Annotated in this window: 22 protein-coding genes and 1 other RNA gene; 14 read left to right on the forward strand and 9 right to left on the reverse strand. The window is 64.4% G+C overall.

The annotated features are described in order from the left end of the window. Positions 1 to 2 precede the first annotated feature (2 nt). Positions 3 to 1,442: an aspartate kinase gene (locus J7359_RS05015; protein ID WP_209055449.1), complete on the forward strand. Its 1,440-nt coding sequence runs from the start codon at positions 3 to 5 to the stop codon at positions 1,440 to 1,442. A 220-nt stretch (positions 1,443 to 1,662) separates the two neighbouring features. On the opposite strand, the gene J7359_RS05020 is transcribed toward J7359_RS05015, so the two are convergent. Together J7359_RS05020 and J7359_RS05025 are read right to left on the reverse strand one after the other, a co-directional pair. Beyond that, the gene (locus J7359_RS05020) at positions 1,663 to 2,349 is read right to left on the reverse strand and encodes a fumarylacetoacetate hydrolase family protein (protein WP_209055646.1); all 687 of its coding nucleotides are present in this window, start codon (positions 2,347 to 2,349) and stop codon (positions 1,663 to 1,665) included. Then, positions 2,349 to 2,762 carry a VOC family protein gene (locus J7359_RS05025; RefSeq protein ID WP_209055450.1) on the reverse strand — a complete coding sequence of 138 codons (414 nt, stop codon included), beginning with the start codon at positions 2,760 to 2,762 and terminating at the stop codon, positions 2,349 to 2,351. The genes J7359_RS05020 and J7359_RS05025 overlap by 1 nt, the downstream gene beginning before the upstream one ends. Before the next feature lie 112 nt (positions 2,763 to 2,874). On the opposite strand from J7359_RS05025, the gene J7359_RS05030 reads away from it, so the two are divergent. The 4 genes from J7359_RS05030 (at position 2,875) to J7359_RS05045 (ending at position 4,949) form a co-directional block, all read left to right on the forward strand. Continuing rightward, entirely contained in the window at positions 2,875 to 3,330 is a 456-nt protein-coding gene (locus J7359_RS05030; protein ID WP_209055451.1) for a DsrE family protein, read from the forward strand. Between the two features lie 3 nt (positions 3,331 to 3,333). Continuing rightward, positions 3,334 to 3,689: a transfer-messenger RNA gene (ssrA, locus tag J7359_RS05035) on the forward strand. Between the two features lie 141 nt (positions 3,690 to 3,830). Then, positions 3,831 to 4,316, forward strand: coding sequence for a ClpXP protease specificity-enhancing factor SspB (locus J7359_RS05040; protein ID WP_209055452.1), 486 nt, complete (start codon positions 3,831 to 3,833; stop codon positions 4,314 to 4,316). A gap of 63 nt (positions 4,317 to 4,379) precedes the next feature. After that, positions 4,380 to 4,949 carry a methyltransferase type 12 gene (locus tag J7359_RS05045; protein WP_209055453.1) on the forward strand — a complete coding sequence of 190 codons (570 nt, stop codon included), beginning with the start codon at positions 4,380 to 4,382 and terminating at the stop codon, positions 4,947 to 4,949. Here J7359_RS05045 and J7359_RS20225 read toward each other — a convergent pair. Beyond that, the gene (locus J7359_RS20225; RefSeq protein WP_209055454.1) at positions 4,944 to 5,723 is read right to left on the reverse strand and encodes a LytTR family DNA-binding domain-containing protein; all 780 of its coding nucleotides are present in this window, start codon (positions 5,721 to 5,723) and stop codon (positions 4,944 to 4,946) included. The genes J7359_RS05045 and J7359_RS20225 overlap by 6 nt on opposite strands. Positions 5,724 to 5,827: 104 nt before the next feature. Here J7359_RS20225 and J7359_RS05055 point away from each other — a divergent pair, with 104 nt between their 5' ends. From J7359_RS05055 to J7359_RS05090, 8 genes are all read left to right on the forward strand, one after another. Next, the gene (locus J7359_RS05055) at positions 5,828 to 6,313 is read left to right on the forward strand and encodes a DUF2306 domain-containing protein (RefSeq protein ID WP_209055455.1); all 486 of its coding nucleotides are present in this window, start codon (positions 5,828 to 5,830) and stop codon (positions 6,311 to 6,313) included. 70 nt (positions 6,314 to 6,383) lie between these two features. Further along, positions 6,384 to 7,277 (forward strand): dihydrodipicolinate synthase family protein, encoded by an 894-nt coding sequence (locus J7359_RS05060; protein WP_209055456.1) that lies wholly within the window; start codon positions 6,384 to 6,386, stop codon positions 7,275 to 7,277. 79 nt (positions 7,278 to 7,356) lie between these two features. Next, positions 7,357 to 8,751 (forward strand): class II fumarate hydratase, encoded by a 1,395-nt coding sequence (gene fumC / locus J7359_RS05065; protein WP_209055457.1) that lies wholly within the window; start codon positions 7,357 to 7,359, stop codon positions 8,749 to 8,751. 35 nt (positions 8,752 to 8,786) lie between these two features. Next, on the forward strand, positions 8,787 to 9,131 hold the full coding sequence (locus tag J7359_RS05070; RefSeq protein WP_209055458.1) for a VOC family protein: 345 nt from the start codon (positions 8,787 to 8,789) through the stop codon (positions 9,129 to 9,131). Then, positions 9,128 to 9,307 carry a DUF4169 family protein gene (locus J7359_RS05075; RefSeq protein ID WP_209055459.1) on the forward strand — a complete coding sequence of 60 codons (180 nt, stop codon included), beginning with the start codon at positions 9,128 to 9,130 and terminating at the stop codon, positions 9,305 to 9,307. Before J7359_RS05070 ends, J7359_RS05075 begins: the two co-directional genes overlap by 4 nt. A 10-nt stretch (positions 9,308 to 9,317) precedes the next feature. Continuing rightward, positions 9,318 to 9,581, forward strand: coding sequence for a ribbon-helix-helix domain-containing protein (locus tag J7359_RS05080; RefSeq protein ID WP_209055460.1), 264 nt, complete (start codon positions 9,318 to 9,320; stop codon positions 9,579 to 9,581). Between the two features lie 15 nt (positions 9,582 to 9,596). Beyond that, a complete protein-coding gene (locus J7359_RS05085) occupies positions 9,597 to 10,046 on the forward strand; it encodes an acyl-CoA thioesterase (RefSeq protein WP_209055461.1) in 450 nt (149 codons plus the stop codon). A 96-nt stretch (positions 10,047 to 10,142) separates the two neighbouring features. Beyond that, entirely contained in the window at positions 10,143 to 11,021 is an 879-nt protein-coding gene (locus J7359_RS05090) for a CHAD domain-containing protein (protein WP_209055462.1), read from the forward strand. A 23-nt stretch (positions 11,022 to 11,044) separates the two neighbouring features. On the opposite strand, the gene J7359_RS05095 is transcribed toward J7359_RS05090, so the two are convergent. The 3 genes from J7359_RS05095 to J7359_RS05105 all read right to left on the reverse strand — a co-directional run bounded on the left by J7359_RS05095 (position 11,045) and on the right by J7359_RS05105 (position 14,131). Next, on the reverse strand, positions 11,045 to 12,667 hold the full coding sequence (locus tag J7359_RS05095; RefSeq protein ID WP_209055463.1) for a long-chain fatty acid--CoA ligase: 1,623 nt from the start codon (positions 12,665 to 12,667) through the stop codon (positions 11,045 to 11,047). A 66-nt stretch (positions 12,668 to 12,733) separates the two neighbouring features. Beyond that, positions 12,734 to 13,120, reverse strand: coding sequence for a PaaI family thioesterase (locus J7359_RS05100; RefSeq protein ID WP_209055464.1), 387 nt, complete (start codon positions 13,118 to 13,120; stop codon positions 12,734 to 12,736). Positions 13,121 to 13,264: 144 nt separating this feature from the next. Further along, entirely contained in the window at positions 13,265 to 14,131 is an 867-nt protein-coding gene (locus tag J7359_RS05105) for an NAD(P)-dependent oxidoreductase (protein ID WP_209055465.1), read from the reverse strand. Positions 14,132 to 14,313: 182 nt separating this feature from the next. On the opposite strand from J7359_RS05105, the gene J7359_RS05110 reads away from it, so the two are divergent. Continuing rightward, positions 14,314 to 16,728, forward strand: coding sequence for a penicillin acylase family protein (locus tag J7359_RS05110; RefSeq protein WP_209055466.1), 2,415 nt, complete (start codon positions 14,314 to 14,316; stop codon positions 16,726 to 16,728). Positions 16,729 to 17,278: 550 nt separating this feature from the next. Here J7359_RS05110 and lpdA read toward each other — a convergent pair. From lpdA to queA, 3 genes are all read right to left on the reverse strand, one after another. Continuing rightward, positions 17,279 to 18,670, reverse strand: coding sequence for a dihydrolipoyl dehydrogenase (gene lpdA, locus J7359_RS05115; RefSeq protein WP_209055467.1), 1,392 nt, complete (start codon positions 18,668 to 18,670; stop codon positions 17,279 to 17,281). A gap of 79 nt (positions 18,671 to 18,749) precedes the next feature. Continuing rightward, complete coding sequence (locus tag J7359_RS05120) at positions 18,750 to 20,012, reverse strand: MFS transporter (protein WP_209055468.1); 1,263 nt, start codon at positions 20,010 to 20,012, stop codon at positions 18,750 to 18,752. A 90-nt stretch (positions 20,013 to 20,102) separates the two neighbouring features. After that, positions 20,103 to 21,149: a tRNA preQ1(34) S-adenosylmethionine ribosyltransferase-isomerase QueA gene (gene queA, locus J7359_RS05125; RefSeq protein WP_209055469.1), complete on the reverse strand. Its 1,047-nt coding sequence runs from the start codon at positions 21,147 to 21,149 to the stop codon at positions 20,103 to 20,105. Positions 21,150 to 21,171: the final 22 nt, after the last annotated feature.

The following is a 21,171-nucleotide window of genomic DNA, read 5'->3' on the forward strand; positions in this document are numbered from 1 at the left end:
ACATGGCAGACACCCAGAAACATCATACGGTCGAGAAGATCGGCGGCACGACGATGTCGCGGGTGGACGAACTGCGTGACACGCTGCTGATCGGCGATCGTGAGGGCAGCGACCTGTATAACCGGATCTTCGTCGTATCGGCGTTCGGTGGCATCACCAATTTGCTGCTGGAACACAAGAAATCCGGGGAAGCGGGCGTTTATGCCGCCTTCGCAAATTCTGACGGCGACCATTCCTGGCATCAGGCGCTGGACCGTGTCGAGGCCGAGATGATCGCGGCGCACAAGGCGGTGCTGGATCATCCGGGCGACATCGAACGCGCCGATGCGTTTGTCCGCGACCGCCTGCTTGGCGCACGCAACTGCCTGATCGACCTTCAGCGCCTGTGTTCCTATGGCCATTTCCGTCTGTCAGAGCACATGCTGCAAACGCGTGAACTGTTGTCCGGGCTGGGCGAGGCGCATTCAGCCTTCGTCACATCGCTGATGCTTCAGCGTGCCGGCGTGAATGCCCGATTCGTCGATCTGTCGGGCTGGCGCGACGAGGGCGACGTGACCCTGGACCAGCGGATCGAAGGCGCCATGTCGGGCGTCGATCCCGCGACCGAGATGCCTATCGTCACCGGATATGCGCAATGTGCCGAAGGTCTGATGCGTGAATTCGACCGCGGCTATTCCGAGGTGACGTTCTCGCGTCTGGCCGCCCTGACCGGCGCGCGCGAGGCGATCATCCACAAGGAATTCCATCTCAGCTCGGCGGATCCGAACCTGGTCGGTCAGGATGCGGTGCGCAAGCTGGGTCGCACGAACTATGACGTGGCCGACCAGTTGTCGAATCTGGGGATGGAGGCGATCCACCCGAAAGCCGCCAAGACCCTGCGTCAATCGGGCGTTCCGCTGCGCGTGACCAACGCATTCGAACCCCACGATCCGGGCACGTTGATCGACGACCAGCCGGCCGAGAGCCCGGCCGTCGAAATCGTCACCGGGCTGGAACTGTTCGCGCTGGAAGTGTTCGAACAGGACATGGTGGGCGTGAAAGGCTACGACGCGACGATCATCGACATCCTGACGCGTCACGATGTACGCATCGTGTCGAAGGTGTCGAACGCCAATACGATCACGCACTATGTCGACAGCAGCCTGAAAGTGCTTCGCCGGGTCGAGAAGGATCTGCAGGCGAAATACCCGTCTGCCGTCATCACCTCGCGCTCGATCGCGATGGTGGCCGCTGTTGGGCGCGATCTGGACACGCTGGCCGTTCTCAGCCGTGGCCTCAACGCTCTGGCCGAGAACGGGCTGGAGGCGATCGGCGCCACGCAGGGCCCTCGCCCGGTCGATGTCCAGTTCATCGTCGAACGCGAGATCATGAAGCCGGCGATCAAGGCGCTGCATCGCGCGCTGGTCGAATCCGACGCGCGGACGGTGCAGAAAGCCGCCTGATCGCAAAGGACGCAAGATGCGGAAAAGGCCCCGGCGACGGGGCCTTTTTCATCCGACCAGAGGTCGGGGTTCACTTGGTCCACGACGTCAAGCACGCAAGTTCTGCTGGTTGGGGCGGCGAGCCGCAAAGGATACCCGAACGACCACACGGCGTTGTATGCCATATCGTGAATGTTGCGAAGTTCGCGGCTCGTGATACCCGCGGTCGACGGTCGCCGCCTCAGACGATCCGCGTCTCCAGCGGGGACAGCCCGTCGATCTCGACCCGCACAACCTGCCCTCGTTTCACCGCACCGACACCTGCCGGGGTGCCGGTATAGATCAGATCGCCCGGCGTCAGCGCGACCAGTGACGACAGATGCCCGACCACCTCGGGCACCGACCAGATCATCTGCGCCAGATCGCCATCTTGGCGGATGATCCCATCCACCGTCAGCCGGATCGCGCCGCTGTCACGCGCTCCGATGCTGGACACCGGATGGAGAATGCCACAGCCCGCCGATTGATCGAATCCCTTCGCCATGTCCCAGGGCCGACCGGCCTTCTTCGCCTGCGCCTGCAGGTCCCGTCGGGTGAAGTCGTTGCCGGTCGCATAGCCCCAGACATGGCCCTGCGCGTCAGCCGGCGCGATGTCGCGACCGCCGTGGCCAATCGCCACGACCAGCTCCGCCTCGAAATGCAGATCGGCGGTCTGCGGCGGATAGCGCAGATCGCCGCTATCCGTCAGCAGTGCATCGGCGGGCTTGGTAAAGAAGAACGGCGGCTCGCGGTCGGGGTCATGGCCCATCTCGCGCGCATGTTCGGCATAGTTGCGGCCCACGCAAAAGATCCGCCGCACCGGAAAACGCGCAGCCTGCCCCGCGACCGGCACAGACGGCAGCGAGTTTGGGGCAAAGACATAGTCCATCATGATGCGAACAGCCCGTCGAAGTCTCGGAAACCCTTGATCTCGATCGGGTTTCCGGACGGATCGAAGAAGAACATCGTGCGCTGTTCGCCCGGCTGATCCTGGAACCGGATCACGGGCGGAATGTCGAAGGCGACCCCCTTCGCTGCAAGCCGGTCGGCCAGGGCCAGCCAATCTGGCAGCGGCAGGACCACGCCCATATGCGGCATCATCACCATGTGGTCGCCGACCTTGCCGGTGCGGCTGGTGCCGAACGGCCGGCCCAGATGCAGAGAAAGCTGGTGTCCGAAGAAATCGAAATCGATCCAGCTATCGGTCGAGCGTCCCTCGGCGCAGCCCAGAACCTCGCCGTAGAACTGACGCGCCGCCTCCAGGTCGGTGACATGAATTGCCAGATGAAACAGTGATCGCATGGTGTCCTCCTGTGCATCAGCTAGCCGATCGATTCGCCCTGCGCCATGGAAAAGCTTGCATCACACCCCTTCGACATGCCGATAATGGAATGCGAACAGGAGGAGACGCGCAATGAAACTGATCGGAACACTCATCGTGGCGGCTGCCGCGATCTGGGCGCTGGCGAGCGGCCCGGTCGTCGCACAGGACGGCTATGCGCCCCAGAAGGTCGTCTATCACATCAATGAAACCGGCGGCGATGACGGCAGCGGCTACAAGGGTGCGCTTGGCAATATCCGCAATCACATCAAGGCCGTCGGAAAGGACAATCTGGACCTGCGCGTCGTCATGCATGGGGATGGGTTGGACCTGCTGGCGAAGGCCAGGGACAACCAGCAACTGCAGGGCCTGATCTCGGGCCTCAAGAATGATGGCGTACGTTTTCTTGTCTGTAACAACACCCTGGAAGGTCGCGACATCGACGCAGAGACAGATCTGTTCGATGTCTGGCCGGAAGACATCGTGCCGTCCGGGGTGGCGGAACTGGGCAAGCTGCAAATGGAAGGTTTTGCCTATATCAAACCCTGACACCGCCTTGCGGCGCACCGGGTCCGCCCCTATATTGAGAATGTTCGGCGCAAGCCGGACTATGGACATAAACGCGCTCGTAATAAGCGGATCGGACCCGGGGGCGGTACCCGGCGGCTCCACCAAAAATCACCTCGTTGGGGGATCATGGGGCCGAAACAGGATCGACGAACGTCTAAAGGGGTTTGCTTTGTCCCGGTGAGCTACCACCGTTATCGGTGCGAAATGTACAGTTGCCAACGACAACCGTGCTCCGGTCGCTCTGGCTGCGTAAGCAGCTCGGGTAACCGAAACCTAACTCCTTGCGCCTAGCAGCGTAAGGCGGGGCCCGCAGGAGCCTTGCAACAGAATCCTGCACCTTCACCCCTTTTATCGATTGGCTTGCAGCCGCCGCGACAGATCGCGGCCGGTCGGCACATTTGCCCGGCAGGCGCGAACACGCCCCCTTTTCATCGCCCGTCAGATCCCTATGCTTGGCGCCAATCAGCAGAGGTGACGGCATGGCGCGGTCAGGGATCGACTACGGTGGAATGATGCATCGCGCGATGCAGGGACTGATCGCGCGCGTGCTGGAAGGCGTGGCCCGGGACGGGTTGCCTGGCGATCATCATTTCTTCATCACCTTCGATACCCGTGAAGATGGCGTCGAGATGGCCGACTGGCTGCGCGAACGCTATCCCGAAGAAATGACCATCGTCATCCAAAGCTGGTTCGAAAATCTGATCATCGACGATGAGGGTTTCGATATCACGCTGAATTTCGGCAACTCGCCCGAACCCTTGCGGATCCCGTTCGACGCGCTGCGGACCTTTGTCGATCCTTCGGTCGAATTCGGCCTGCGTTTCGAAACGCAGGACAGCGATGACGACGAAGAGGACGAGGACGCCGAGTACCAGCTTGACGACGATCAGGGCAGCGACGACAGCCCCGACGACATTCCCCCCGGCGGTGGCGAGGTCGTTCAGCTGGATCGCTGGCGCAAGTAGCCGTCACACGTCTGTAACCCGTTTGAAATAGGTCGGACTTCGGCATACCAGCAGGAGTCCGCCATGTCAGACCTGTCGTTGTTCTTTCGCCAGTTCATCCGGCACCCATCCGAGATCCGAGCGGTTGCGCCGACCGGACGCGCTGCTGCCCGTGAAATGGCGCGGGTGATCACGCCGGACATGCGTGCGGTGGCCGAGATCGGGGCAGGCACGGGCACCATCACGCGCGCCATCCTTGGGCGTGGTCTGCCGCCAGAGGCGCTGGAACTTTACGAACTGAATGCGGCCTTCTGCGACAGGCTTCGGACCCTGTATCCCGGCACCCGCGTCCACAACCTGCCTGCGCAGGAGATGGTCAATGTCGGGCGCGCGAATCTTGACGCGGTGATCTCGGGTGTGCCGACGCTGCCGATGCCGGATGCGTTGCAGGCGGCCATCGTCGGCGCGGCGCTGCAGATGATGCGGCCGGGCGCGGCCTTCGTGCAGATCACCTATGGCCCGCTGCCGCCGCTGTCGGAAAGCGTGCGGCGCCAGTTCGGGCTGCGCCACGAACGCAGCCGGCGCATATGGGCCAATCTGCCGCCCGCACGTGTCTATGTCTTCCGACAGGACCGTGCGACACCCGGCCTATGATCCCACCCTGCTGCGCACATCTGCCAGGTAGCTGCGGCTGACAGGGATCTGCGCGCCGTCGGCGGTCCTCAGCATCAGCCGGGCGTTCCTGCCGGACGACCGAACCGTCTGAACATCATCTCGCAGCGCGATCCAGTGCGAACGATGCACCCTGATCCCCGGCGCCGGATCGGTTTCGGCGATGGCGTCCGAAAACCGCATCAGCAGCATCTCGCGGCCCCGGTCGGTGACGACGAGGACATAGTGATCCTGCACCTCGATCCGGATCAGCGCGCCGCGCGCCGACGCAGGCAATCGCCACAGCAGCGCGGGCGTTGACACCGTGTCCGAGGATGGTGGTTCCGGTTGGTCCAGCGCCAGCCAGTTCAGCGCGCATACCGCGACACTGACAGGCAGCGCATGCACGACACCCAGCACGATGCCGGGCATGTCGATCATGTCACCAAGGATGACCCGGTCGACCAGCGTCACCATGACCCCGATCGGCAGCGCAGCGATGGCCCCGGCGATCAGAAGGCGGATGAATGCGCCGGGAACGACGCGCTGCAGAAGCGATCCTGACAGGACTGCCGCGGCAAGGGCGAACAGCCACGCCAGCGCCTGCACGATCAGCCAGTATCCCAGCCGTGCGGCGGGGGGCAGCCGGTCATATGTCCCGAACGGTCCGGTCACGGCGAACAGTCCCACCACCACCGCGAACACGATCCACAGACGCGGCAGCGACAAGTTGTGCTGCAACTCGCGAAGCGCGGAATGCAGGTCTTTTGCGTTCACGCATTTCTCCGGTCGGGCGGCGCAGGCCGCGTTGATGATCCGCCCCAAGAATGGCCAGTTGCATGGGCAACCGCAACCGACGCCGCCCGGAAGGAGGCCCGACCATGTTCGACCCGCTGATCCACGCCCCGATTGCGATCCAGATCCATGTCGCGGTGGTCATTCCGGCCGCTTTGCTGGGTGTCGCCCTGCTGCTGGGGCGCAAGGGCACGAACCGGCATCGCTTCTGGGGCAGGATCTGGATCATCCTGATGGTGGTCGCGGCGGTCTCGTCCTTCTGGATCCAGACGATCCGCGTGATCGGGCCCTTCTCGCCGATCCATCTCCTGTCTGCCCTGACGCTGGTCCTGTGCGTGCGTATCCCGATGCTTGCGCGCGCGGGTCGGATCACCGCACACCGCCGCAGTGTGACGCAGCTTTTCTGGTTCGCGCTGGTGGGCGCCGGCGCCTTCACCTTCCTGCCGGGCCGGATCATGCATCACGTCGCGTTTTCGGCGGGGCAGTCCTGGGGCCTGGCGTTTCTGGGCCTTCTTGCGGCAGGGTTGGTCTGGCTGGCGATCCATACCCGCGCCGCGCGGGAATTCAGGTAAAATCGCGGCTGACATCTTGCCTTCCGCGTCCATCCATGGCGATCTTCCCGCGCAAGCGAAGGAACCGCCCATGACCCTTTTCCAAGGCATCTCGGCCTTCCCGATCACCCCGGCAGATGCCGATGGCTGCGCCGATCCTGCCGCGTTGCGGCGGCTTCTGGACCGGCTGGTCGCCGCGCGGGTCGATTCGGTCGGTCTTCTGGGCAGCACGGGCGGATATGCCTATCTTGGGCTGGCCGAACGTCAGCGCGTCCTGGACCTGGCTCTGGCGCGGGCCGGCGGACAGGTTCCGGTTGTCACCGGCGTCGGTGCCCTGCGCACGGCCGATGCCGTGGCATTGGCGCGGCACGCCGAACGCGCCGGTGCCAACGGACTGCTGCTGGCGCCCGTCAGCTATACGCCGCTGACCGAGGATGAAGTGTTCCAGCACTTCGCAACAGTGTCCGAGGCCGCGGGACTGCCGCTGTGCATCTACAACAATCCGTCGACCACGCATTTCAGCTTTTCCGTGCCGCTGCTGGCCCGCCTCGCGCAATTGCCCAATATCTGCGCGGTCAAGATGCCTCTGCTTGTGGATGGCGATTTCGCGGGCGAGATCGGTCGTCTTCGCGCTGCCCTGCCTCCGGATTTCGTCATCGGCTACAGCGGTGACTGGGGTGCGGCGCCCTCATTGCTGGCCGGGGCGGATGCGTTCTTCAGCGTCGCCGCCGGATTGCTGCCCGAACCATTCCTGCGGCTGGGGCGCGCCGCGATGTCGGGCGATGCGCCCCTGACCGGGCGGATCGATGCGGCCTTCGGGCCGCTGTGGTCCCTGTTTCGCGAGTTCGGCAGTCTTCGGGTCGTCTACGCCGCCGCCAATAAGCTGGGACTGTCCGACGCCCAGCCACCCCTGCCGATCCTGCCCCTGCCAGCGACACAACAAGACAGGCTTCGCGACGCGCTGGAGGCGCTGCCGCGGCCGTAACGGCATACGACTGCATACGAATTGCCAATCAGGCCACCGGGCGGTAGAACCGCCGCGAAACCGCGAGGGAGCCATCATCATGACCAAGACCCGCACCGAAACCGACAGCTTCGGCCCGCTGGAGGTGGATGCCAGCAAATATTGGGGCGCCCAGACCCAACGCTCGATCATGAATTTCCCCATCGGCTGGGAACGGCAGCCGGTCGCGATCATTCGCGCGCTGGGGGCGATCAAGCTGGCCGCGGCACGGATCAACATGGCTGAAGGCAAGCTGGACGAACGCATCGGTCGCGCCATGGAACAGGCCGCCACCGAGGTCTTCGAAGGCAAGTTCGACGACAACTTCCCGCTGGTCGTCTGGCAGACCGGGTCGGGCACGCAGTCGAACATGAATGCGAACGAGGTGATCAGCAACCGCGCCATCGAGATCCTCGGCGGCGAGCTGGGCAGCAAGGATCCCGTTCACCCCAACGACCACTGCAATATGGGGCAGTCCTCGAACGACACCTTCCCGACCGCGATGCATGTCGGCATCGGCATGATGGCCCGCGACGTGCTGATCCCCGGCCTGGAAAAGCTGCACAAGGCGCTGGAAGAGAAGTCACGGGAATTCAAGGACATCATCAAGATCGGTCGCACCCATACCCAGGACGCCACACCGCTGACCTTGGGCCAGGAATTCGGCGGCTACGCCCATCAGGTGAAGATGGGGATCGAGCGTGTGCGGATGTGCCTGCCGCAGATCTACGAACTGGCACAGGGCGGCACCGCCGTGGGCACCGGGTTGAACACCAGGAAGGGCTGGGACACCGCCATCGCGGCCGAAATAGCCAAGATCACCGACCTGCCCTTCGTCACCGCGCCGAACAAGTTCGAAGCGCTGGCCGCCCATGATGCGATGGTGTTTTTTTCCGGCGCGCTGAAGACGGTCGCCGCATCACTGTTCAAGATCGCGAACGACATGCGTCTGCTTGGCTCGGGGCCGCGTTCGGGTCTGGGCGAACTGATCCTGCCGGAAAACGAACCGGGATCGTCGATCATGCCCGGCAAGGTGAACCCGACCCAAGCCGAGGCGCTGACCATGGCCTGCGCGCATGTGATGGGCAACGACGCCGCCGTCACGTTTGCGGGATCGCAGGGGCATTTCGAACTGAATGTCTATAACCCGATGATGTCCTATAACGTCATGCAGTCGATGCAGCTTCTGGGCGATGCTGCCAGCAGCTTTACCGACAACATGGTGGTCGGCACCAAGGCCAATATCGAGCGGATCGAAAAGCTGATGAAGGAATCGCTGATGCTGGTCACGGCGTTGGCCCCGACCATAGGCTACGACAACGCCACCAAGGTCGCCAAGACCGCACACAAGAACGGCACCACGCTGCGTCAAGAGGCGATCGCGCTTGGCTTCGTGGATGGCGAAACCTTTGACCGGATCGTGCGCCCCGAGGACATGATCGGTCCAAAGGATTGACGGCGGCTACGCCGCAACTGAAACTTCGGGGCGCGGTGGCTGATGCCGTCGCGCTCTGGTCCCTCGCCTTCCCGGACATGTCGGCCGAACCGGCCGGCGCGGACGACCCGCCGGCGGCGCAGCGGGTCGAGATCGCCGGCCAGCCGCTGATCCTGACCGATGGTACGCCTGAAGACGAACCCGCCGATGCGCGGCCGTTCTGCCTGTTGATCCGCTGCGACAGCGCGACCCGGATGGACCGGATCGCCCGGATCCTGGCGACCGGCGGAGATATACTGATGCCGCTGGGTGAATATCCCTTCGCGCCGCGCTATACTTGGCTGGCCGACAGGTTCGGCGTCAGTTGGCAGATCGCGCTGGCATCAGGGGAAAGCGGATGACCACGATCATAAATCTGCGTCAGGCGCGCAAGCAGCGCGGTCGCATGGCCAAGCGCGCCAAGGCCGACGCGAACGCCGCAAAATTCGGCGAGGCCAAGAACCAGCGTCAGGCACGCGAGGCCGAGGCAAAGCGAAACGACCGTGCCCACGACGCCCACGAGCGCGATGACGGCTGACCTGCCTCCGATGACGCCGCCGATCAAGCGGTCGGTCACCATCGACGGGCATCGCACGTCGGTTTCCCTGGAAGATCCGTTCTGGACGGCGCTGGGTCGCGCCGCGCGCGCCCGTGGCACGACGCGCGCGCTGCTGATCGGGCAGATCGACCATGCCCGACCCGCCAATGTCGGCCTGGCCACCGCCATCCGCCTGTTCGTTCTGGCCGATGTGCAAAAAGCCGAACGGGACAGCCGAGAGACAAGCCTCAACCAGCCCGACCGCAACGACTGAAAGCACCCAGAAAGCATGTCCCCGCGAAAGACCCCGCGCAGCCGCGACGCCTATGCCATATTCCAGCCGATGCAGACCCGCTGGAACGACAACGACCAGTTCGGGCATCTGTATAACGCGACATATATCGCGCTTTTCGACGAAGCGACGAACATGACTTTGATGGGGATGGGCCTGCTTGACCATCGCGGGCCAGGTCCGATCCAGGTCGTGGTCGAAAATGGCTGCACCTATTTCCGCGAGGTCGCCCATCCGGACCGCCTGCAGATCGGACTTCGGGTCGAGGCACTTGGAAACAGCTCGATCCGGATCGAACTGGGGATGTTTCGCGAAACGGATCAGGCCGAATCCGCGCGCGCCTTTTTCGTTCTGGTGACCGTCGACAATGACACCCGCAGACCCATCCCGACACCCGCGCCGCAGCTTGATGCGTTCCGGTCCCTGCAGGCCGCCCCGCAGTACTGACGTCATCGCGACTGCTGAAACCTGCCTGGCTTGCCCACGTTATGCGTTACACTGATGCAAAAGACACCCTGCCCCACCTGACACCACGGATATGACATGACCAGCAAACCCAAGGCGAAGAAGATGGTGAAATCCGCAGGCATTGCGCCCGAGACGACCGGGATCGACGCCTTGCGGCGCCTGTTGCGCGAGGGTGCAGCGATCTACGAGGCGCGCCGTGTGGGCATCCTGGAATCGGACGATCCCGAGCATGTCCATCAGGCACGGGTTGCGCTGCGGCGGCTGCGGTCGCTGGTTCGCGGCTTTTCGGACATGCTGACCGGCAAGACCGCGGATCGGCTGAGCGATCTTCTGAAGTCCCGATTTCAGGCATTGGGGCCGCTGCGCGACGCCGACGTACACGCCGAGGCGCTGAGCCAGACCGACCACGCCGAGGCGGCGTCCCGGGAAGCCGCCAGTCTGCGTGCCGATATTCGTGAACGGCTTTCGTCGGACAAGGCACTGTCCCTGAAGACCGAGATCGAGGCGCTGTTGCACGATACCAACGCTGCGATGCGTGGCGCGCGGCGCCAGCGTCTTGCCGCGTCGCCGGTGGGCGTGATGGCGTCGCGCGCATTGCAGACCGCATGGACCGAGCTTCTGTCCTTCGGCCCCGACCTGCGCCGCCTGCCGCGCGGCGAATTGCACGAATTCCGCAAGCGGGCCAAGGACATGCGCTATCTTTCCGAATTTTTCGGCCCGGTCTTCGCAGATGATCCGAAGACCATGTCGAAAAGGATGGCCGGCATGCAGGACGCACTGGGCATCGTGAACGATATCGACACCATGCGCGCCGCCGAGGCGTCAGACGAGACGGCCCCGGGCCTGCCGCCAGACGCCGATCAGATCGAGGCAGACGCTTTGCGCGACGCCCAGAAGGCCTGGAAGAAGCTGCGGCAGATCCCGCCATGGTGGACGGGTGCGCCTCTCTCCTGAGCCGCAGGCTAAGCTGGCGAAGACTATGGCATCACATGGTCGCGAAACTGTTCGCGCAGCTTCAGCTTGCTGACCTTGCCTGTCGCGGTCAGCGGCAATTCGTCCACGAAAACCAGATCGTCGGGCAATTGCCACTGGGCCAGGTGCGGGGCAAGGACTTCATGGATTTCGCTCAGGTGCGGCCGATCATCAGCGTTCTCGGGTTTGACGATCATCAGCGGACGCTCGCCCCATTTCGGGTGCGGCATGGCGATGACCGCGCACTGTGCCACCTTGGGATGGGCCAGCGCGCAATTCTCGACATCGATCGAGCTGATCCATTCGCCACCCGACTTGATCAGATCCTTCGCCCGGTCGCGCAGGGTCAGATATCCGTCGGGGCTGATCGAGGCGATATCGCCGGTGGCAAACCAGCCCTCGGCATCGATCACCTTCCGACTGGCTTCTTCATTGTTGAAATATCCGCTGGCGATGGTGTTACCACGAACGAACAACTGCCCCATCGCGTTGCCGTCATGGGGCTGTCGCTGGCCGGCATCGTCCACGATCTTCATCTCGACGCCGAAGACCCGACGCCCCTGCGTGGCCTTCAGCGCCATGCGCGCTTCGAAGGGTTCGGCGCGGCTGCTAACGGGTAAGGACCCGTGGCTTCCAAGCGGCGAGGTTTCCGTCATGCCCCAGGCGTGATTCACCTCGATGCCCAGTTGCTCGAAACCTTCGGTCAGGCTGCGCGGCATCGCACTGCCGCCGACGACGATATGGCGCAGCGCGTCGGGCTTGGCGCCGCGGCGACGGATTTCGGCGTAAAGCCCTTGCCAGATCGTCGGCACGCCCCAGGCGCTTTCGACCGCTTCGTCTTCGCAAAGCTGCCACAGGCTGGACCCGTCCAGCTGCGGACCCGGCATCACCAGCGACGCGCCCATCAACGGCCCGGCGAATGGCAGCCCCCAGGCGTTGACGTGAAACAGCGGCACCACCGGCAGGATGCGCGGCTGCGGCCCAAGATCGGCGGACAGGCAGACCACAACGCTCATCGCATGCAGCATGTTGGACCGATGCGAATACAATGTGCCCTTGGGATCCCCCGTCGTGCCCGACGTATAGCACAGCCCCGATGCCGTGGTTTCGGGAAACTCGGGCCAGTCCCGGTCCGAGGGCTGCCCCTGCAGAAGATCTTCGTAGCACAGCGCATCGAGGCTGTTTTCCGGCATGTTGGCCCGATCGGTCATCAACACATAGCGCATTTGCGGCAACTGATCCTTCAGCCGCTCGACAATCGGCAGGAAGGTCAGGTCCAGAAACAAGACCTTGTCGCCCGCGTGGTGCGCAATGAAGATCAGTTGCTCGGCCGACAGGCGCGGATTGATCGTGTGGCAGATCGCGCCAATACCCGGTGCCGCATAATAAATTTCGAAATGCCGATAGCCGTTCCACGCCAAGGTCGCCACGCGGTCGCCCGCGCCAATGCCCATCTGCTGCAGCGCGAAGGACAGCTGGACCGCCCGCATCCTTGCGACACCGTAGGTCTGTCTGTGGAGATCGCCCTCGACCCGTCGCGATACGATCTCGGCGTCGGGAAAGCTGTCGGCGGCATAGTCCAGAAGCCCGCTCTGGATCAGCGGGCGATGCATCATCAGGCCGTCCATCCGTCCTGTCCTCCCTTGGTTCGGATCAGATTGCAGCCAGCGCCCGCGCGGATCAAGTCACGGTGTTCAGCGGTGCGTGCCCAGATGGGTCGAGGTCAGGTCCAGCAGAACCTTGCCGCTTTCATCGGTCACTTGGGTCCGCACGGTCGAGACGCGCCGCCCCCGACGCAGCCAGACGGCCCGCGCAGCAAGGCTGCCCTGCTTCTGATTGGCCAGAAGCTGCGCGTTCAGAGTGATGGCCACCGGAAAGCTGTCCATGCCTTCGGTGACCTGTTCGCCCCCCATGACAAGATTGGTCGCCACGACGTCTGCGAACCAGATCAGCGCACCCGCGTGGACGGTGCCGACGGGGTTCAACATGCCGGGCCCGATCTGCATCTCGCCCTGAGCTTCGGTCTCGGATACAGCTGTGACATCGAACTCGACCTGTCCGGTCAGGGTGCGGTTGGCCATAATGGCCTCCTGTCTGCTAGCGCGCCGAGCAATAGGCCGGCGATTCCTTGTAGCCCATGGTAAACGCGGCGAGACCATCCGGCGTTCCGGCCTTGCGTTGCGATAATCCCGCGCAACGCGTCCAGACCGGACGCCAGAACCGGGCTATCGGGTCAGCCGCGCGATCAGCGACGAGGTGTCCCAACGCCCCCCGCCCATCACCTGCACGTCCTTGTAGAACTGATCGACCAGGGCCGTGACAGGCATCGACGCCCCGACCTCGTCGGCAGCCGCAAGGCAGATCGACAGATCCTTGCGCATCCAGTTGACCGCAAAGCCGTGTTCGAACTGACCTGCGGCCATGGTCTTGTGGCGATTGACCATCTGCCAACTGCCCGCAGCGCCCTGGCTGATGACTTCGACCACCTTCTCGACATCCAGCCCAGCCTTCTGTGCGAAAGCCAGCGATTCGGACAGGCCCTGAACCAGCCCGGCAATGGCGATCTGATTGCACATCTTCGTCATCTGCCCGGCACCGACATCGCCCATCCGGCGGCAGATCTTGGCATAGGCGTCGATAACCGGGGCGGCGCTGTCGAAATCCTGCTGATCGCCGCCACACATCACCGATAGCTGACCGTTTTCGGCGCCGGCCTGTCCGCCCGAGATCGGCGCATCGACATAGCCGATCCCGTGCTCGTGGGCGATACCGGCCAATTCTCGCGTCACAGCGGCGGATACAGTGGTGTGATCGACAAAAATCGCGCCTTTCGCCATGCCCGCGAACGCGCCGTCTTCGCCAAGACAGATCGACCGAAGATCATCGTCGTTGCCGACGCATGCCATCACCAGGTCAGCACCTGACGCCGCCTCGCGCGGGGTCGGCGCCGATGCGCCGCCATGTTGGGCCGCCCAGGATTTCGCCTTTGACTCCGTGCGGTTATAGACCGTGACCTCATGGCCCGCGGCCTTCAGATGCCCGGCCATCGGATACCCCATCACCCCAAGGCCCAGAAACGCCAGTTTCGCCATATTCCATCCTCCAGTGTTGCCGCGCCCCGACAGTCGCAGCGGTTGTGACCTGCGCCACCGCTCGCGCGTTGAAATGACAACGCGGCTGTCCTATGCAACACACCACCATTCAAGCGCGCCATGGTCAAGCACTGGCACGCCCTTTCAAGGCTAGCAGCCCTGCAGATGAACGACGTCCTCTCATGCTGACCCTATTCCGCTGGCTGCTTCGGCTGACCGTCGTTCTGATCGCCCTTCTGGTGCTGGCCGCGCTGCTGGCCTGGTATTTCGCCGTCCGGTCCCTGCCGGACTATGGCGCAAGTTACCGGATGGAGGGTCTGTCCGCCCCGGTCGAGATCGTCCGGTCGACCGAGAATGTCCCGCATGTCTTCGGCCAAAGCGATGCCGACATGTTCTTCGCACTTGGCGTCGCCCACGCGCAGGACCGGCTGTTCCAGATGACAGTGCTGCGCCGCGCCGCACAGGGCCGCCTGTCGGAAATCGTTGGCGCGCGCGCCTTTGGCAGCGACAATCTGGCCCGGCGGCTGGAACTGTACCGCACTGCCTCGGCCTCGCTTGAGGCGCAGGACAGCGACACGCGCGCCGCGCTTGACGCCTATGCCGCCGGGGTGAATCAGTGGATCGCCGAGGTGAACCAGAATGCGCTGGGACGCGGCGCACCCGAATTCTTTCTGGTTCCCGGACAGATCTCCTATTGGCAACCCGAGGATTCGCTGGCGGTCCTGAAACTGTTCGCCGCCGCATCCAGCAACGCCGCAACGGAAGAGGTTCTGCGCGCGCGCCTGTCGCTGGCAGCGCCCGAACACGGAACCGAGGTGCTGGACGGCGCCAGCCTGCCTGGCCTTCCGGCCTATGCGACGCTGTTTCCCGGCACCAGGCTTGGTACGCCGCGCGCGCATGTCGACCCAGATCAATCCCGCGATCCGCTGGCCTTCCTGCGCCCCGGACAGGGCCTTGGCGCGAACGGCTTCGCCGCTGCGTCGGATCGCACGGCGGTCGGCGGCGCATTGCTGGCCAACGACCCGCATGTACCGCTGACGGTGCCGTCGCTGTATTATCTGGCACGGCTGCAACTTTCCTCGGGCGGGGTGATCGGGGCAACCATTCCGGGAATTCCCGCGATCCTGTCAGGGCGCAACCCACGGCTGGCGTGGGGGATAACCCCGGCGCCCGTCGACGATGCCGATCTTTTCATCGAAGAGCTTCAGCCGGGCAACTCGGCCCGGTATCGCGGCAGAAACGGCTGGACCGAGTTCCAGACACGGCAGGAGGTCATTCGCGTTCTGGACGGTCAGGACCAGTCGATCACCCTGCGGCGGACCGAGAACGGGCCGCTGGTCCCCGGCTTCGATCCCGGATTGCCCGATATCACCCCGGCTGGCCATGTCGCGGCCCTGAACTGGACCGGGCTTTCCGACACCGATCGCACCATGTCCGCCCTGATCGGTCTGATGCGCGCGCCCGACACCCAAAGCGCCAGTTCCGCGCTGGCCAAGGTCGTCGCGCCCGCCCTGACGGTAACGCTGGCCGACGAGGACGGCGTGCGGCAGATCACGGCCGGTGCCATGCCGCGCCGTGCCAAAGACCACCCGACCGGCGGGGCTCTGCCGGTGCCGGGTTGGCTGGACAGCACCGGCTGGCAGGGCGCCGAGCCGGTGACCACCGACCTCAGCCCGTCCGATGGCATTCTGATCGCCACCGAGGAACGCGATGCCCCGGCGCTGCGGCGCACGCGGCTAGGCCGGTTGCTGCAGGATCGCGAGGTGCATTCGCGCGACAGTTTCATCGCCACGCAGCTTGATACGGTCAGCCCGGCGGCGCGCGCGCTGTTGCCGCCGGTCGGTGCCGATCTGTGGTTCACGGGCGAGCCCGCAGCGCCCGGCACGCCCGAGCGTCAGCGTCAGGATGCCCTGAATTTGCTGGCCGAATGGGACGGCGAGATGAGCGAGCACCTGCCCGAGCCGCTGATCTATGCGGCGTGGATGCGTGCGTTGCAGGACCGGTTGATCCGGGATGAGCTTGGGCCGCTGGCGGATGACATCACGATGCTGCAGCCGGGCTTCATCGACGCGGTGTTCCGCAACAGGGACGGCGCGGCGCGGTGGTGCGACATTGTGCAAAGCGCGCCGGTCGAGGACTGCACGACCATCGCCCGGCAGGCGCTGGACCGGGCGATCCTGGACCTGACCGAACGCTTTGGCCCGAATGTCACAAGCTGGCGATGGGGCGACGCGCATCAGGCCCGGCACCTGCATCCGGGCCTGGGCGATCTGCCGGCGCTGGGATGGATCGTCAACCTGACGCAATCCGTCTCGGGCGGGGATTTCACCATCGCGGTCAGTGGCTTGCTGGGCGGTGGTGCGGAACCTTTCGAGGCGGCGACGGGCGCGGGATATCGCGGCGTCTATGATCTGGCCGATCCCGACAGTTCGGTCTTCATCACCTCGACCGGCCAATCCGGGCATCCGTTTTCGCGCCATTACGACGACCTGGCGGGGCTGTGGCGGCGGGGCGAATATATCGGCATGTCGCTGGACCCGGAACTGGCACGCGCCGCCGCATTGGGCGTCACGCAGCTGATTCCGGCAGAGGAATAATCTGGCGCAACGGCAACGCGCGTTGCATGAGCACACGCAACAGATGCCACGCCAGGCGCGGCCAGCAAATGCCGGGATTTTCGCTGCACAAGCCGTGCACCGAGGCGGCGCAGCGCGTGCACAGGCTGTACACAGCTTGCGAACGGTGGTGTTGCGTGGGGCGCAGGAAAGGTGCCTGCGACCACGCACCACGAGAGGTGGATTTAACGGGTTTCACCCCACCACCAAGACATGGTGGCCGGTGAGAAAGTGGTCTGAAAACTGACCCTACGATCAACCATGCCCACCAAGCTCAATCGGAAACGCTTCAGATCGCGATTCGGCAGCTTTGCGCCACAGCGACGGCGGTTGCGCCCATTGCGCCCCAAAGCGCACCCAGACCATTCAACCGCGACTGAGCCGACAGGGTATCGACAGCTTCAACAGGTTGGCCATCAGAGTTTTTCGAGCCGATCGCAACAGTGAACCATCCATGCTCTTTAGCAGAATGCTCCTGTTCAGGAACCGGCCCGTGGTGAGGCCGGTTTCCGAATTTTCCCACGCTTCCCGTTCAGAAATGGATCGCCCGGCCATAGGCGTCCAGCACCGCCTCGTGCATCATTTCGGACAGGGTCGGGTGCGGGAAGACGGTTTCCATCAACTCGGCCTCGGTCGTTTCCAGCGTGCGACCGACGATGTAGCCCTGGATCAGTTCGGTCACCTCGGCGCCGATCATGTGGGCGCCCAGAAGCTCGCCGGTCTTGGCGTCGAAGACGGTCTTGATGAAGCCCTCGGGTTCGCCAAGCGCGATGGCCTTGCCGTTGCCGATGAAGGGGAACTTGCCGACCTTGATGTCGTAGCCCTGTTCCTTGGCCTTGGCCTCGGTCAGCCCGACCGAGGCGACCTGCGGCTGGCAATAGGTGCAGCCCGCAATGCTGGACGGCTTGACCGGGTGCGGATGGCCGCCATTGATCAGTTCGGCGATCATCACGCCTTCGTGGCTGGCCTTGTGCGCAAGCCACGGCGCCCCCGCCACATCGCCGATGGCATAGACGCCCTCGACCCCGGTGCGGCAATATTCGTCGGTGACGATATGGGTGCGATCCACCTTGATGCCGGCCTCTTCGAGGCCCAGCCCCTCGGTATTGCCGACGATGCCGACGGCCGAGATCACGGTGTCGAATTCCATCGTGTCGGTCTTGCCCGCTTTCTCGATATGTGCGGTGACCTTGTCGCCCTTGCGGTCCAGCTTCTTGACCGACGCCTTCTCGATGATCTTCATGCCTTGTTTTTCAAAGGCTTTCTTGGCGAAGGCCGACACTTCGGCATCCTCGACCGGCAGGACGCGGTCCATCACCTCGACCACGGTGGTATCGGCACCCAGAGTGTTGAAGAAGCTGGCGAATTCGATGCCGATGGCGCCCGATCCGATGACCAGCAGCTTTTTCGGCATATGCGGCGGCTTCAGCGCATGCTTGTAGTTCCAGACCAGCTTGCCGTCGGGTTCCAGCCCGGGCAATTCGCGGGCCCGCGCGCCGGTGGCGATGACGATGGATTTCGCCGTTACCTCTTCGGTGCCCTTGTCGGTCTTGACGGTGACCTTGCCCTTGCCCGACAGGGTTGCCGCGCCCATGATGGTGGTCACCTTGTTCTTCTTGAACAGGTGACCGATGCCGCCCGACAACTGCTTGGCGACCCCGCGCGACCGATCCACGACCTTGTCCAGGTCATAGCCGATCTTGTCCGCGGACAGGCCGAAATCCTTGGCCCGTTCCATCAGGTGAAAGACCTCGGCCGAGCGCAGCAGCGCCTTGGTGGGGATGCAGCCCCAGTTCAGGCAGATGCCGCCCAGGTGTTCGCGTTCGATGCAGGCCACTTTCAGGCCAAGCTGCGCCCCGCGGATCGCGGCGACATATCCGCCAGGCCCCGCGCCAATCACCACCATGTCGAAATTCTGGGCCATCGCGTCCCCCGCTTGCTGAAGATAGTTCAGCGTTAAACCATTTGACCGGGGTCAGCAAGCAGGGGGCGGAGGGCGCAGATCAGCCTTGCGCGGCAGGTCTTTCGGCGTCGTCAGGGGATTGTGCGTCGTCCAGCGCGGCCTCGACCGCAAGGACCGTCGCGCTGGGGGTGACGACGGCGTAGTTGCCCTGATCGGCGGTGGGCAGCGCGGCGCGGCGCGTCATCCGCCAGCCGGCATAGGCACTGAGCGCGGCCATCAGCACGCCCATATAGACCCAGAACCCGTCCGGGCCGATCAGCCCCATCAGCCAGCCGGTGATCAGCGGCCCGGCCATCGAGCCCAGCCCGTTGATGAACAGCAGCCCCGCCGAGGCGGCGGCCATGTCGGACTGGTCCAGATAGTCGTTGGTATAGGCCAGAAGCAGGCCATAGACCGGGTTGGCGACGCCGCCGATCAGCGCACCCGCGACCGTCAGCCACATGATGCCCGGCTGCAGCGCCACGGTCGCCACGACAACCAGCGTGCCGGCGACAGACAGCGCCAGCACCAACTTGCGCCGGTCCATCCGGTCCGACAGCCAGCCGATCGGGAATTGCAGCAGCAGCCCGCCCGCATAGATCGCCGCGACGAAGATCGAGATGTCGCGGACCGACAATCCCTTGGCCGACCCCCAGACCGAGGACATGCCGAACATCGCCGAAAAGACGCCGCCCATCAGGAAGATGCCGATGCAGCCCAGCGGCGAGGCACGATAGAGACGCCCGAAGGACATCCGCTTGATCGTCTCGAACGCGGGCGCGGGCTGGGCCGACAGCAGGATCGGGGTGAAGGACAGCGACACCAGAACGGACGGGATGATGAACAGCAGAAAGCCCGCCGGATCGCCGGTGTTCAGCAGAAACTGCGCGATGATGATGCCCAGCATCTGCACGATCATGTAGGCGGCCAGCGCCTGTCCGCGCGTCTTGTTGGTGGCGCTGGCGTTCAGCCAGCTTTCCGCGGTGATGTAGACGCCGCAGAACGAGAACCCGATCAGGAACCGCATCACCGACCAGAAGATCCAGTCGGGCGCCACCGCATACAGCACCAGCACCGCCGAGATCAGCGACCCCAGCGCGGCGAACACGCGCACATGGCCGACGCTTTGGATCATGCGCGGCGCGACGAGGCTGCCCAGCAGGAAGCCGCCGAAATAGGCCGCCATCACGACCGACATCTGCGACGTCGGGATCCCCTCGATCCCGCCGCGAATCCCCAGCAGCGTGCCCTGCATCCCGTTGCCGACCATCAGCAACAGAATCCCCAAAAGCAGCGGCCAAGAGCTGCGCATCACCGAAGACATTCGGCACCCCATTCCATCAAGATTTGACTGATCAGTCAGTTTGTCTGCCACTACGTCCGGCAGCGTGCGGATGCCAGCCGGAATCCGCCGTCAGGGTATCAGAAGCGACGCATCGCCGTAACTGAAGAAGCGGTATCGTTCCGCAACGGCATGTGCATAGATCCGTTCGATATTTTCGGATCCCATCAGTGCCGAGACCAGCATCAGCAGCGTCGATTTCGGCAGGTGGAAATTGGTCATCAGCCCGTCGGTCACCCGGAATTGATGGCCGGGATAGATGAAGATGTCGGTGGTCCCTTCAAACGGGCGCATCGTGCCGTCGGCGTCCGCCGCCGATTCGATCAGCCGCAGCGCGGTGGTCCCCACCGGGATCACCCGCCGCCCCTGCGCGCGGGCGGCGTCGATGCGTGCGGCGGCGTCCGGCGTCACCTCGCCCCATTCCGCGTGCATCCGGTGCGTCGTCACATCCTCGACCTTGACGGGCAGGAAGGTGCCGGCGCCGACATGCAGCGTGACATGAACGAATTCGACGCCCCGCGCAGCCAGCGCCTGCAACAGCGGCGCGTCGAAATGCAGGCTGGCGGTGGGCGCGGCCACGGCCCCCTGCCGGTTCGCCCAGACGGTCTGGTAATCGTCGCGGTCCTGCGCGTCGGGCGCACGCAGGCTGGCGATATAGGGCGGCAACGGCATCGCGCCGACCGCGTTCAGCGCCGCATCGAACGCCTCGCCCGTGGCATCGAATCGCAACCGCAGCCCGCCATCGTCGATCCGGGTCACCTCGGCCGACAGCGCATCACCGAAGCGGATCACCTCGCCCTCGCGCAGCTTGCGCAGCGGCTTGGCCAGCGCCTGCCAGCCATCGGCGGCGGGTTCCAGCAGCGTGACCTCGATCCTGGCGACCGCCTCGCCCTGCCCCGTCTGACGGGTTCGCGTTCCGGTCAGCCGTGCCGGGATCACCCGCGTGTCGTTCAGCACCAGCAGATCGCCCGCACGCAGGATCTGCGGCAGGTCGCTGACACGCCGATCCGCGATCGCGCCGCCTTCGGCCAGCAGCAGACGCGCGGAACTGCGCGGCCGCGCCGGGCGGGTGGCGATCAGATGCTCGGGCAGGTGGAAATCGAAATCGGACAGTTTCATGGCCCGGGCTTCTGCGCCCGCG

The organism is Paracoccus sp. R12_2, assembly GCF_017744015.1.
Lineage (GTDB): Bacteria > Pseudomonadota > Alphaproteobacteria > Rhodobacterales > Rhodobacteraceae > Paracoccus.